This is a genomic window from Herbidospora sakaeratensis, from assembly GCF_001570525.1.
GTDB classification, from domain to species: Bacteria; Actinomycetota; Actinomycetes; order Streptosporangiales; family Streptosporangiaceae; genus Herbidospora; species Herbidospora sakaeratensis.
The window spans coordinates 1,007,301-1,019,937 of the sequence record NZ_BBXC01000007.1 but is presented as its reverse complement, the minus strand read 5'-3'; the positions used below and the strand labels follow the sequence as shown (position 1 = coordinate 1,019,937).

At 73.1% G+C, this 12,637-nt stretch carries 11 protein-coding genes; 7 read left to right on the top strand and 4 right to left on the bottom strand.

From position 1 onward, the window contains the following. Positions 1–52: 52 nt before the first annotated feature. Together AW271_RS04180 and AW271_RS04175 are read left to right on the top strand one after the other, a co-directional pair. On the top strand, positions 53–778 hold the full coding sequence (locus tag AW271_RS04180; protein WP_275935746.1) for a DUF3152 domain-containing protein: 726 nt from the start codon (positions 53–55) through the stop codon (positions 776–778). 141 nt (positions 779–919) lie between these two features. Beyond that, complete coding sequence (locus AW271_RS04175; RefSeq protein ID WP_062331937.1) at positions 920–2,155, top strand: SGNH/GDSL hydrolase family protein; 1,236 nt, start codon at positions 920–922, stop codon at positions 2,153–2,155. On the opposite strand, the gene AW271_RS04170 is transcribed toward AW271_RS04175, so the two are convergent. After that, the gene (locus tag AW271_RS04170; RefSeq protein ID WP_062331935.1) at positions 2,152–3,177 is read right to left on the bottom strand and encodes a LacI family DNA-binding transcriptional regulator; all 1,026 of its coding nucleotides are present in this window, start codon (positions 3,175–3,177) and stop codon (positions 2,152–2,154) included. The genes AW271_RS04175 and AW271_RS04170 overlap by 4 nt on opposite strands. Positions 3,178–3,207: 30 nt before the next feature. Continuing rightward, positions 3,208–4,407 carry an RsbRD N-terminal domain-containing protein gene (locus AW271_RS04165; protein ID WP_062331932.1) on the bottom strand — a complete coding sequence of 400 codons (1,200 nt, stop codon included), beginning with the start codon at positions 4,405–4,407 and terminating at the stop codon, positions 3,208–3,210. 199 nt (positions 4,408–4,606) lie between these two features. Here AW271_RS04165 and AW271_RS04160 point away from each other — a divergent pair, with 199 nt between their 5' ends. Genes AW271_RS04160 through AW271_RS04140 form a run of 5 tightly spaced genes read left to right on the top strand, consistent with a single transcriptional unit; the run spans position 4,607 to position 9,414 of the window. After that, positions 4,607–5,377 (top strand): ABC transporter ATP-binding protein, encoded by a 771-nt coding sequence (locus AW271_RS04160; protein WP_062331929.1) that lies wholly within the window; start codon positions 4,607–4,609, stop codon positions 5,375–5,377. Positions 5,378–5,405: 28 nt separating this feature from the next. Next, entirely contained in the window at positions 5,406–6,173 is a 768-nt protein-coding gene (locus tag AW271_RS04155) for an ABC transporter ATP-binding protein (RefSeq protein WP_062331926.1), read from the top strand. Continuing rightward, positions 6,170–7,060 (top strand): branched-chain amino acid ABC transporter permease, encoded by an 891-nt coding sequence (locus tag AW271_RS04150; protein ID WP_062331923.1) that lies wholly within the window; start codon positions 6,170–6,172, stop codon positions 7,058–7,060. Before AW271_RS04155 ends, AW271_RS04150 begins: the two co-directional genes overlap by 4 nt. After that, positions 7,053–8,153 (top strand): branched-chain amino acid ABC transporter permease, encoded by a 1,101-nt coding sequence (locus AW271_RS04145; protein WP_062331920.1) that lies wholly within the window; start codon positions 7,053–7,055, stop codon positions 8,151–8,153. The genes AW271_RS04150 and AW271_RS04145 overlap by 8 nt, the downstream gene beginning before the upstream one ends. Continuing rightward, positions 8,143–9,414 carry an ABC transporter substrate-binding protein gene (locus AW271_RS04140; RefSeq protein WP_062331917.1) on the top strand — a complete coding sequence of 424 codons (1,272 nt, stop codon included), beginning with the start codon at positions 8,143–8,145 and terminating at the stop codon, positions 9,412–9,414. Before AW271_RS04145 ends, AW271_RS04140 begins: the two co-directional genes overlap by 11 nt. Here AW271_RS04140 and AW271_RS04135 read toward each other — a convergent pair. Continuing rightward, the gene (locus AW271_RS04135; protein WP_157553885.1) at positions 9,411–12,242 is read right to left on the bottom strand and encodes an AAA family ATPase; all 2,832 of its coding nucleotides are present in this window, start codon (positions 12,240–12,242) and stop codon (positions 9,411–9,413) included. The two genes, AW271_RS04140 and AW271_RS04135, sit on opposite strands and share 4 nt — an antisense overlap. Positions 12,243–12,305: 63 nt before the next feature. Beyond that, the gene (locus AW271_RS04130; protein WP_062331911.1) at positions 12,306–12,629 is read right to left on the bottom strand and encodes a hypothetical protein; all 324 of its coding nucleotides are present in this window, start codon (positions 12,627–12,629) and stop codon (positions 12,306–12,308) included. Between the last annotated feature and the right edge of the window lie 8 nt (positions 12,630–12,637).

Here is a 12,637-nt window from a genome sequence, read left to right as displayed (position 1 = left end):
GTGCGGATGATCTCCTCCCGTATGATCACGTTCAGTTCGTTTTGGGAGGGTCGTGAACCACCGTGTTCTGTACGCGGCGGCCGGGATCGTCGTGGTGGGCGCGGTGACCTGGGGTTTCGCGCTGCCCTCCGAAGAGGTCCCGGAGCCCGTGGCCCAAGTCGGGACCGTGCCACCACCGACGCCAGCCGCGCCGCGCGCGACGCTGCCCTACATCCCGCCGCCCGCCCCGACGCCGCCGCCGCCGAAGAAGGTCAAGGTGCCCGAGAAGGGCTCCGGCACGTTCCGCACGGCCGCCGGCGGGGCCGAGGCCCGCACGGGCAAGGCGCCGGTCATCAGGTACATGGTCGAGGTCGAGAAGGGGCTGCCCTTCGACGTGGACGCGTTCGCGGCGGCCGTCCACGAGATCCTGAACGACCCCCGGGGGTGGGGCCGGTTCGAGCGGGTCTCCAAGGGCTCGGCCCGGCTCCGGGTCACCCTCGCCACTCCCGGCACGACCAACCGCGAGTGCCTCCCGCTGCGCACCTTCGGCCAGTTGTCCTGCTGGAACGGCCGCCGGGCGGTCATCAACGCGCGCCGCTGGGCGTTCGGCGCCGAGACGTACAAGGACCTCGACCTCTACCGGAAGTACGTGATCAGCCATGAGGTCGGCCACGGCCTCGGGCACGGGCACCGCGACTGCCCCGGCCGGGGGCGCGCGGCCCCGGTGATGGTGCAGCAGACGATCTCCCTGCGCGGCTGCAAGCCCAACCCGTGGCCGAGCCCCGGCCGCGAGCCCTGATGAACCTTTCGGCGGCGACCTCGGCGCTTGACGGCGGAGATTGACGGGCCGTCTGCGCGCCCCTGACACTGAGGCCTCCCGCGGGCCGATCAAGAACGCTCCCGGCGGTCTGCGCCACCCAGACAAGCGGGAGGTTCCTTGATGAAGCGTGTCCGGTTACTCGTCGTGACGGTGCTCGCCGTCGCGCTGCTGGGGGTGACGCCCGCCCTCGGCCAGGGTCGCCCCGACTGGGTGCACACCTGGACGTCGATGCCGCAGCTCACCGAGCCGCACAACCTGCCCCCGGCGCCGTTCACCCAGGAGAACCTGGTCATGAACGACACCACGCTGCGGCAGACCGTCCGGGTCACGGCGGGCGGCAGGCAGCTGCGGTTGCGGTTCTCCAACGCGTTCGGCGGCGTCGCGCTGCCCATCACCAAGGTCGCGGTCGCGCTTCCGGCGAACGGGCAGGCCGGGGTGGCCGCGATCCGGCCCGGGTCGTCGCGGCCGGTCACCTTCCAGGGGCGGACCTCGGTCAGCGTGCCGATCGGCGCGCAGGCCGTCTCCGACCCGCTGAACTTCCCGGTCGCCGCCGGGACCAACCTCACGGTCACCCTGTACCTGGCGCAGGGCCAGGCCTCCAACCTGGTGACCTCCCACCCGGGGTCGCGCACGACCTCGCACCTGCTCGCCGGTGACCACGTCGCGGCCGCCGAACTGCCGGGTGCGACGCCGACCGACCACTGGTACTTCCTCAGCGGCGTCGAGACCGTCTCGGACGAGAAGGCCGTCGTGATGGTCGGCGACTCGCTGACCGACGGGCGCGGCTCGACGACGAACGGCAACAACCGCTGGCCCGACCTGCTGTTCGACCGGCTGCGCGACACCCCCGTGCTGAACCAGGCGGCGGGCGGCAACCGGGTGCTCAACGACGGCCTCGGCCCGAACGTGCTGGCCCGCCTCGACCGCGACGTGCTGGCGACCAGCGGCGTGGCCTGGCTGCTGGTCTTCGAGGGCGTGAACGACATCGGCACCGCCGAGGCGACCGAGGCCGCCCAGGCCCAGGTCGCCGCCGACCTGATCGCCGCCTACGAGCAGATCGTCGTCCGGGCCCAGGCCCAGGACATCCGCGTGTACGGCGCCACGATCACCGCCTTCGGCGGCAACACCGGCTACGACGACCCGGCGGGCCTGCGCGAGGCCACCCGGCAGAGGGTCAACCACTGGATCCGCACGAGCGGGCGGTTCGACGCCGTCGTCGACTTCGACAGGGTCACCCGTGACCCGGCGAACCCGCGCCAGCTGCTCCCGGCGTACGACACCGGCGACCACCTGCACTTCAACCCGGCGGGCTACCAGGCCATCGCCGACTCGGTCCCGGCCCGGCTGTTCCGCTAGGCCGATTCGCGGACGACCAGTTCCGGCTCGAAGATGACCGACTTCGGGCGGCGGGACGGGTCTTCGATCTGGGCGAGGAGGAGCCGGGACATCTCCGCCGACATGTCCTCGACCGGGTGCCTTATGGTCGTCAGCGGCGGGCGGCAGGCCAGCGCGGCGGTGCTGTCGTCGAAGCCGACGACCCGCAGGTCGCCCGGGATGCGCAGGCCCCGGGCGGCGGCGACCTCCAGGGCGCCCTGGGCCATCAGGTCGTTGGCGACGAACAGGCCGTCGATCTGCGGGTGCTCCTCCAGCAGCCGCGTCATGGCCGCCTCGCCGCTCTCCTTGGTGAAGTTGCCGGCCACGCTCGGCACGTAGGCGTGGCCGTGCCGGGCCATCGCCTCGCGGAAGCCCGACAGGCGCTCCATCGAGGCGAGCACGTCGAGGGGGCCGGAGATGGTGGCGACGCGTTCGCACCCGCGCGCGACGAGGTGGTCGGCGGCCATGCGCGCGCCGGCGCCGTGGGCGAGGTCGACGTACGAGATGGGAATGGGCTGGTCGGGGCGGGCGAACAGGACGACGGGGGTGCCCGACTCGGCCAGCATCGCCGGGAGGGGGTCGTCGGCGTGCGTGGTGACCAGGATCGCGCCGTCGACGTGGCCCTGCCGGACGTAGTCGACCACCTGGGCCCGCGCGTCGGCGGCCTCGGCCAGCATCAGCACCAGGTGGACGCCGAGCGGGCGCAGGTGGCCGCTGATGCCCTCGACGACACGGCCGAAGAAGGGGTCGGTGAAGACACGGGCGAAGAACTGGCCCGCGCCGGAGACGATCAGGGCGATCGAGCCGGTCTTGCCGGTGACCAGCTGGCGGGCCGCCCGGTTGGGCACGTAGCCCACCTCGGCGATGGCCCGGCGGACCACCTCCTGGATCGACGGGTCGACGTTGCGGATGCCGTTGATCACCCGGGATACCGTCGCGCGGGAGACCCCGGCGGCCCGTGCCACGTCTTCCAGCGTGGGCGACGCCACCCGATCTTCCCTCATATCCGCCACTTTAGCGGAGAGCGCTCTCCATCAGAGGGGTAAGAGGCGCACGGCGTCCAAGGCAAGGGTGAGGTCGACGATGTCGCGCGGGCGCGACAGGGAACGGCCGGTGAGCTGCTCGACCCGGCGGATCCGGTTGATGATCGTGTTGCGGTGGCAGTAGAGCCGCCCGGCCGCGCGGGCGGCCGAGCCCTCGCAGAGCAACCAGGTCTCCAGCGTCGTCAGCAGCACGTCGCGGTCGGCGCCCTCCAGCGCCAGCAGCGGCCCCAGCACTCCCCCGACCAGGTGGCCCGACAACTCGGGCTGGCAGATGACCAGCACGGTGGCCAGCCGCTGGTCGAGGCGGGCGATCTCGGGCCCGGCGTCGGCGCAGGTGCGCATGGCGAGTTCGGCCAGGCGGTGGGCGTCGCCGAGGTCGACCAGGCTCTCCACCACCGGGCTCACCCCGGCCACGCCGCTGACGACCAGGCGCAGCCCCTCGGTCAGGTCGTCGAGCGTGGCGTCGCCGAGGGCGACCACGCCGACCTCGTGGCCGGTCCGCATGCGCCACATGAAACGCATCTGGCCGATCTTGTCGGGCAGCCGCGGCCCCTCGTGGTCGTGCCGGATCGGGAACCGCACCGTCACGACCGCGAAGCGGGCCCGTTCGGGCAGGTCGAGCGCGGCCGAGGCGCCGCGCACCACGCCGGCGTCGGTGGTGCCGTCGAGGAGGGCGTCGAGCAGCGCGTTCACGCGTTCGTGGTTGCGGCCGAGCAGCTCCTGCTCCCTTCTGCGGTAGGTGTCGCCGGCCACCAGCGCCTGCCGGTCGATGGCGTGCCAGACATGGGTGGCCACCCTGACCAGCACGCCGATGCGGCCCGGCTGCTCGCGCTCGACGTAGTCGACGATGGCCGACCACATCACCTGCGCGGCCAGCCGGTACATGCGCATGAGGGAGTCGACCGGGAGGCCCTGCTCGGCGCGGCGGCGGGCCATCGACTCGGTGAACGGCAGGTCGCGGCGTTCGTGGCGGTCCTGGAGGATCGTGGTGATGCCGATGCGCAGGCCCTCGCGGGTGCTCTGCCAGTGGTCGTCGGCGGGCACGAATGTGCAGTAGGCCTCGTCGCCGCCGCGGACCCGCGTCACCAGTTCGTCGGTCAGCTCGGGGAGCCGGGCCAGGAGGGCCCCGGCCGCGCCGCGCAGCAGCTCACGGACCTCCGCGTCATGGTTGGACTGCGTAAGGGAGCGCATCTCCCCAAACTGCCACCCGGCCCGTTCCGGAACAAGGTTCGGTTTCGTTTCGTGACACGCCGTTGTGCGGTTGCACAACCGGGTCGCGTCATGAGTGGGCAGGGGTCGCGACTTCACCGCGACTTCACCGCGTGCTCTGGACGGCCGTGCGAGCGCGGGGTTTGGTGTGCACCACCGACGCTCTTGGAGGAATCACGTCATGGCCGATCTCGCTGTCAGCGATCTGGTGGTGGGCTACGGGCCGGTGCGGGCGCTGCGCGGGGTGTCCATGCGGGTGCCGTCCGGGTCGATCGTCGCCGTGCTCGGGGCGAACGGCGCGGGCAAGTCGACCCTGCTGCGGGCGATCTCCGGCACGCTGCGTTTCCACCGGGGCAGCTGCCAGGGCGTCGTGACACTGGGCGACCAGCGGCTGACCGGGCTCGACGCCGCGTCGGTGGTGGGCCGCGGGGTCGTGCAGGTGCCCGAGGGACGCCGGGTGTTCGCCCGGATGACGGTGGAGGAGAACCTGCGGGCGGGCGGCCTGGGACGGTCCCGGCGCGACTACGCGAAGGCGCACGACCAGGTGGCCGCGCTGTTCCCGGTCCTGAAGGAGCGGGCGCGGCAACGGGCCGGGCTGCTGTCGGGCGGCGAGCAGCAGATGCTCGCCATCGGGCGGGCGCTGATGGCCGGGCCGACGACGCTGCTGCTCGACGAGCCCACCCTGGGGCTGGCCCCGCTGATGGCCGCCCGCATCACCGAGACGATCAAGGAGATCAACAGTTTGGGCACCTCGGTCCTGCTCGTGGAGCAGAACGTGGCGATGGCCCTGTCGCTGGCCTCGCACGCCTACGTCCTGGAGGTCGGCGAGGTGGTCCTCGAAGGGACCGCCGCCGAGCTCAGGGAGAGCGACGAGGTGCGCCGGCGCTACCTCGGCATCGGCGACGCCGTGGAGGGCGCGCTCGAGACACGCACCCTGTCGAGGTGGTCGTAGTATGACGACGGCATACCAACCGGACGGTATGGAACCGCTCGAAGTCCGCGACGTGACCGTCCGGTTCGCCGGGCTCACCGCCCTCGACGCCGTGAGCTTCACCGTGGCCCCGGGCACCGTGCACGCCGTCATCGGGCCCAACGGGGCCGGCAAGTCGACGTGCTTCAACGTGTTGTCGGGCGTCTACAAGGCGACCTCGGGCTCGGTCAGGTTCGGCGACGCCGAGCTCACCACGCTGAAGCCGCACCGCATCGCGGCGCTCGGCGTGGCCCGGACATTCCAGAACATCGCGTTGTCGCCCCGGCTGCCGGTGCACGACAACCTGCTGCTGGGCCGCCACCGGCTCACCTCGTCGGGGTTCGTCTCGGCCGGGCTGCGGCTGCCGAACGCCCGGCGGGAGCAACGGCGGCACGCCGCGCGGGTCGCCGAGATCGCCGAGTTCGTCGGGCTGACCGGCAAGCTCGCGTTCCCGGTCGGGCTGCTGCCCTACGGCGTGCAGAAGCGGGTGGAGCTGGCCCGCGCCCTGTGCATGGAGCCCCGGCTGCTGCTCCTCGACGAGCCGGTGGCCGGGATGAACAGCGGCGAACGCCAGGAGATGGCCGAGCTCATCCTCTCGGTCCGCGACAGCCTCGGCATCTCGATCGTGCTGGTCGAGCACGACATGGGCATGGTCATGCGGCTGGCCGACCGGGTCACCGTCCTCGACTTCGGCAGGCGCATCGCCGACGGCAGCCCCGCCGAGGTGCAGGCCGACCCCGCCGTCATCGGCGCCTACCTCGGGACGGAGGGCACGTGACCACGTTCGTGGAGCTGCTCGTCAACGGGATCTCCATCGGGGCCGTGTACGCGCTCATCGCGCTCGGCTTCGTCATCATCTTCAAGGCGACCGAGGTGGTGAACTTCGCGCACGCCTCGCTGCTGCTGGCCGGCGGCTACCTGGTGGCCCGGTTGTGGCCGGTGGTGGGCTTCTGGGCGGCGCTGCTGATCGGCGTCGCGGCGGCGGCGCTGGTCGCCGCGGCCATCGAGTTCCTGGTGATCCGCCGGGCCAACGTGGCCTCCCACAGCGTGCTCGCGATCGTCACGATCGGCGTCGACATCGTGATCACGACCGAGCTGACCCGGCAGATCGGCACCGACGTGCTGGCCATGGGCGACCCCTGGGGCAGCGAGGTGGTCCGGTTCGGCGGGGTGACCCTGGCCGAGACCCGGATCGTGGCGCTCGTGACGGCGGCGGCGCTGATCACCGCGTTCCTGCTGGCGTTCAAGTACACCGGCTGGGGCGTCGCGATGCGCGCCGCCGCCGAGGACGCCGAGACGGCCGCGCTGATGGGGGTGCGCCTCGGCCGGGTGTCGATGAGCGCGTGGGCGGTGGCGGGCGGCCTGGCCGCGGTTGCCGCGCTGTTCCTGTGCGTCTTCCCCACCCCCGGGCTCGACCGCAGCACCTCGCTGGTCGCGCTGAAGGCGTTCCCAGCCGCGATCCTCGGCGGGCTCGACTCGACCACGGGGGCGCTGGTCGGCGGCCTGATCATCGGCGTGACCGAGTCGATGATGAGCGGCTACCAGAACGACATGGCGTTCCTCGGCCGCGGCATCGGCGACGTGGCGCCGTTCCTGGTGATGCTCGTGATCCTGCTCATCCGGCCCGCCGGGCTGTTCGGGACGAAGGAGCTGGCCCGTGTATAGGTACCTCGCCTGGACCGGTGTGGCGGCGGTGCTCTGCCTGGTGCCGTTCTACCTCGACGGGTTCTGGCTGCAGACCGGGCTGTTCGCGATGTCGGCGGCCATCGGCGCGATCGGCATCAACCTGCTGACCGGGGCGACCGGCCAGTTGTCGATGGGCCACGCGTTCTTCCTGGCGGTCGGGGCCTACGCGTACGTGTTCTTCTCCGCCGAGCCGACCGAGCGGCTGGGCGGGCTGGGCCTGCCGACCGGGATCGCGGCCGTGCTGGCGGTGCTCGTCGCGGGCGTCGCCGGGGGGTTGTTCAGCCCGATCGCGGGGCGGCTCAAGGGCGCCTACCTGGGCATCGCCACGTTCGCGCTGATCTTCGGCGGCCAGCACGTGCTGTTCAACGCCGAGCACCTGACCGGCGGCTTCAACGGCCGGGCGGTGCCGGAGCTCGACCTGTTCGGCTTCTCCTTCGGCGACACCCCGGAGCTGATCGTGCTCCAGGTGCCGTTCGGCACCCTGGAACGGTTGTGGTTCCTCGGGCTCGTCCTGGTGGCGCTGTCGATGGCCTTCGCCCAGGGCGTGCTCAAGGGCCGCCCCGGCCGGGCCATGAACACCATCCGCGACCACGAGATCGCGGCCGGCGTGATGGGGGTGCCGGTCGCGCGGTACCGGGCCGGGGTCTTCGTGCTCTCCAGCATGTACGGCGGCCTCGCCGGCGTCCTGCTCGCCCTGGTCTTCCAGCGGACGGTGCCCGAGTACTTCGGCGTGCTGCTCTCCCTCGACTACCTGGCCATGATCGTCATCGGCGGCCTGGGCTCGGTCGGCGGCGCGGTCCTCGGCGCGCTGTTCGTCTCCCTGCTGCCGCAGCTGCTCACCAAGTACAGCGACTCGATCCCGCTGGTGGCCGCCCCGGGGACGCCGGGGGGTGTCTCCCCCGCCGAAGCCGCCCGCATCCTCTACGGCGCGGCCGTCGTGACGGTCGTGCTGTTCCTGCCGGGCGGCCTCCTCGGGCTGATCAGGAAAATCCGTATCCGACCGCCGCGCCTGCGGCTGCCCCTCTCCCCTCCCTCCCCCTCACCAGAAACCAGGAGTCCGCATGTCCCCTGACAGGAAGGCCGCGGTCGTCATCGCGGCCCTGGCGCTCGCCGTGTCGGCCTGCGCCAGCGACAAGGCCACCGGCGGGGCGGCCCCGGCCACCGCGACGGGCGGCGACGGCGTGAAGACCGGCGCGGGCGTCACCGAGACCACGATCACGCTGAGCCTGCTGACCGACCTGACCGGGCCCTACGCCTCGCTCGGCAAGAGCGTCACGCAGGCCCAGCAGATGTACTTCGAGCAGCTCAACGCCGCCGGGGGGATCTGCGGGCGGACCATCGAGACGGTGGTCCGCGACCACGGGTACGACGTCCAGAAGGCGATGGCGGCCTACGCGGAGGTCGCGCCGCGCACCGCCGCGATCCCGCAGTTCATCGGCTCGCCGATGGTGACGGCGCTGAAGGAGAAGATCACCGCCGACAAGATCCTCACGCTCCCGAACGCGTGGGCGACCAGCCTGCTCGGCAGCGACGCGATCCAGGTCACCGGCACGACCTACGACGTCGACATGATCAACGCCGTCGACTTCCTGACGAAGGAGAAGGGCCTCAAGTCCGGCGACAAGATCGGGCACCTGTACTTCGAGGGCGACTACGGCGAGAGCGCGCTCAACGGCTCGAAGTTCGCCTCGGAGAAGGTCGGCCTCGAACTGGTCGAGCAGAAGATCAAGGCCACCGACCAGGACATGACCGCCCAGGCGACCGCCTTCAAGAAGGCCGGCGTGAACGCGATCCTCGTCTCGGTCGGCCCCCGCCAGGCCGCCTCGCTGGTCGGCGTGGCGCTCGCCTCGGGCCTCGACGTGCCCTTCGTCGGCAGCAACTCGGCCTACAGCCCGCTGCTGCTCGACACGCCCGCCGCGCCCGCGCTGCTCAAGGACTACTACGTGGCCACGGCCGGGGCGCCCATCTCGGCCCCGCTACCGGTGTACGAGAAGCTCATCAAGGACTACGAGGCGAAGTTCCCCGGTGAGCCGCTCGATTCCGGCGTGGCCTCGGGCTACACGCAGGCCGTCATCATCGGCGACACCCTGAAGGCCGCGTGCGCGGCCAAGGACCTGAGCCGCGAGGGCATCATCAAGGCCCACCGGACCCAGACGGCCTGGGACGGCGGCTTCGGCGGCACCCCGCAGGACTTCTCCGTCTACGACAAGCCGGCGTCGTTGTCGACGTACATCGTGAAGCCCGACAAGGCCGCGATCGGCGGATCGGTGATCTTCAAGGAGCACACGATCTCCGACCTGGCCAAGGAGTACCAGGTTCCCCCGCCCGCCTAGCCTCCTTCTTCGGCCACCAGGTCGTGGATCAAGGGCGGGACCGGCTCGCCGGTGATCTCCCGCCACCGGTCGGCGATCTCGCCGGGCCCGGCCGGGGCGACGCAGCGCACGAGCCAGTCGATCGCGGCGTCCGCGTCGCCCCGCGCCACGGCCACCCTCACCAGCTGGCGACAGGTGGCGGTCGTCATCCGCCGGTCGCCGAGACGCCCGTTGGCGTCCAGCGACCGGCGGAACCACCGGTCGGCCTCGTCGAGCCGCCCGCGTTCGAAGGCCACCCGGCCGAGGCCGTGGCAGCTGCCGGCCATGACCGGCCGGTAGTCGATCTCCTCGCCGGTGGCCAGGGAGGTGCGGTACCACTCCTCGGCCTCGTCCCACTCCGCCCGCTCCTCGGCCACCCGCCCGAGCTGGTGCTGGACGGCGGCCAGCTGCGCGCCGGGGGGCCGCTGCGGCAGCGCCGCGAGCAGGTCGCGGTAGGCGCGGCCGGCCTCGGCCAGGCGGCCGACGGCGAGGTGGCGTTCGGCGTCGCCGGCCACCAGGGAGAACCACAACTCCCCGGCGGGGCCGTCGAGGGCCGGGGCGATGCCGCCGGCGAACTCCAGGGCGCGGCGGCCCCGGGCGGTCCACTCGCGCGCGTCGTCGTCGAGGTCGTCCGACCAGCGCGCGGTGAGCACCGTGGCGATGCGCTGCGCGGTGCCCCACTGGCGGCCGTCGAGGGCCGCGCCGAACACCCCGGCCAGGCTGTCGTACTGGACGCGCAACACGCGGGCGGCCAGTTCGGCGTCGCCCTCGGTGAGCTGCCGGTGCAGCCGTTCGGCGAACTCGGCGGTCGACTCCAGCAGGGCGAACCGGGTGGTGGCGTACTCCTGGTCGAAGGCGCGCTGACCGGCCGCCCGCCACTCCTCGACCAGGTAGGGGCGCAGGGCCGGGTGGACGGCGTACATGCCGAGGGCCATGGCCAGCGCCGGGCCGGTGCCCAGGCCGTGGGCGGTCTCGGTGCTGACGCGCACCCGGGTGAGCAGGCCGGTCGCGACGGCCCGGTCGAGCTCCGCGCGCCAGGCCGCCGGGCCGAGGCCGCGGAAGGCGTCGGGGGCCGACCAGAACCGCGACAACACGGCCAGCACGTCGGTGATCACCACCCCCGGGAACAGGGCCGCGGCGCCCAGCCGCCGCCGCTCGTCGGCCGACAGGTAGGTGAGGGCGTGGTGCACGCCCGCGCCGAGCAGGTCGCGGCCGAGCCCCCGGTGGCGCAGGGCGTCGAGCAGTTCCTCGGGCTCGGTGTCGGCCAGCCGGGGCAGGGTCAGCCGCATGGCGAGGGGGTGCCCGGCCAGGGCCGCCATCAGGTCGGAGAAGAGCCACCGCTGGCGGCGCGCCGCCGCGCCGGGGACGGCGGCGAGCAGCCGGTCGGCGTAGCCGGTGGCGTCGTCGGCGTTCAGTCCGGCCACCTCGATCCGGGGCAGGTCGCCGAGCCGGGTCTCCGGGGCGCGGCTGGTGATCAGCACCGCGCCGCCCGCCGAACCGGTGATGTCCTCCACCAGGTCGCGCAGGGCGGCGGGCCCCTCGTCGTCGAGGCCGTCGAGGGCGTCGAGGCCGTCGAGGATCAGCAGCAGCCGCCGTTCGGCGAGGAGCTCCCGCACCAGCTCGCGGCGCCGGTCGCGGCCCGCGCGGGCGAACTCGGCGCCGAGGCGGGACCGGCCGAGGGCCGCGACGACGCCGTCGGGGCCGGAGGCGGCGTGCCGGACCACGCCGCCGGGCTCGGCCCCGCCGGTCCGGGCCCACCAGCGGCCGAACGCCTCGGCCAGCGCGGTCTTCCCGATCCCGGGCGGCCCGTGCAGGACGGCGGCCCGCCGGTGGTGGAGGTGGTCTTCGAGCTCGTGGAAGAGGTCGTCGCGGCCGACGAACGCCTCCCGGTCGGCGGCGGGGTCGCCCTTGGGATCGAGCAGGTCGGGGAAGCGCGCGTCGCGGCGCAGGTGGTGGACGGGCACCAGCCAGTCGTCGAGGCGCAGCGGGCCCCGGAGGCTGGGGCGCTCGGGCCGTTCGGCCAGGCGCTCACGACCGGCCGTGACGGCGGCGGTGACGGTGTCGCCGGCGATCAGGCGGCCGTACAGGGCGGCCAGGAAGTCGGCGGCGGCGGCCGCGTCAAGGCGGTGGGGCAGCGCCACCACCGACCCGGCGGCCTCGGCCAGCACGGCGGCGTCCCCGGGCGGGCAGGCGTTGGCGACCACCAGCGGCACGTCGGCGTGCCCGAGCGCCTCGGCGACCTCGCCGGCCGGTCCGGGCAGGCCGCCGCCGTCGAAGTGCACGACGTGGAACCCGGCCACCACCTCGCGGAGCCTCGCCACGGTGGGCGGGCGCAGCACGACGAGGTCGACGTCGCCGCCGAGCCGGTCGAGCAGCGGGCGGGCGACGATCGCCTGCTCTCCCCGGGTCACCACGGAGAGGACGCGCAGCCGTTCGCCGGGCACCGCCGCCGGTTCGCCGGGTTCGGCGCCGGGGGCGGCGCGGACCACCGCGACCTGGTCGAGGACCAGGAACCGGCCGCGCGCCGGGTCGCGCAGCAGCTCGAACGGCAGGTCGCCGCCCCGCATCACCAGTTCGACCGGGCCGGCCGCCTCGCGCGCCGCCTCGTAGGCCGCCCGCCGGTCGTCGGCGGCGAAGACGGCCGCGAACAGCGCCTCGCCCCACTCCGCGAGCGCGGCGGCGACCTCGGCCCCCCGGGCGGCGCCGACGCCGTAGGGGACCCGCCGGTAGTCCTCCAGATACCACCGGAGGTCGGGCGGATCGGGCGGGCAGGCGGCGTCGCCGACGTCGAGCAACAACCGATCAACCACCGCGTCTCCCCGAATATCCGCCGGTCATCACATGATCACCATGAAACGGCCGAGCTGCGCGGCTCAGTTCGCGAACTTCCGGGCCGTGTCGCGCGCCCACGCCGCGGCCGCGTCGGCCTCGGCGGGGGCGACGACCGATCCGGTCATCCGGCTCAGGCGCTCCACCTGGTCGGCGTAGCGCAGGTGCTCGGCGGCGGCGTGCTCGCGGCAGGGCAGGCACGTCACGCTCTCGGGCCGGACCGACGTCAGGGCGTAGGGCGCCTCGATCCCGCAGCCCGTCGTCACGGTCGTCGGCTCGTCGGGGGTCAGGCCGGTCGACGACACGAGCAGGTTGCGGTAGACCGCGCCCGCCTCCAGGGTTTTACGGTCAACGTGAATGTGAGACATCGCAAAAC

Coding starts and splice junctions, on each gene's coding strand:
- AW271_RS04175 (WP_062331937.1), top strand. CDS start 920: ATGAAGCGTGTCCGGTTACTCGTCGTGACGGTGCTCGCCGTCGCGCTG.
- AW271_RS04170 (WP_062331935.1), bottom strand. CDS start 3,177: ATGAGGGAAGATCGGGTGGCGTCGCCCACGCTGGAAGACGTGGCACGG.
- AW271_RS04165 (WP_062331932.1), bottom strand. CDS start 4,407: ATGCGCTCCCTTACGCAGTCCAACCATGACGCGGAGGTCCGTGAGCTG.
- AW271_RS04160 (WP_062331929.1), top strand. CDS start 4,607: ATGGCCGATCTCGCTGTCAGCGATCTGGTGGTGGGCTACGGGCCGGTG.
- AW271_RS04155 (WP_062331926.1), top strand. CDS start 5,406: ATGGAACCGCTCGAAGTCCGCGACGTGACCGTCCGGTTCGCCGGGCTC.
- AW271_RS04140 (WP_062331917.1), top strand. CDS start 8,143: ATGTCCCCTGACAGGAAGGCCGCGGTCGTCATCGCGGCCCTGGCGCTC.
- AW271_RS04130 (WP_062331911.1), bottom strand. CDS start 12,629: ATGTCTCACATTCACGTTGACCGTAAAACCCTGGAGGCGGGCGCGGTC.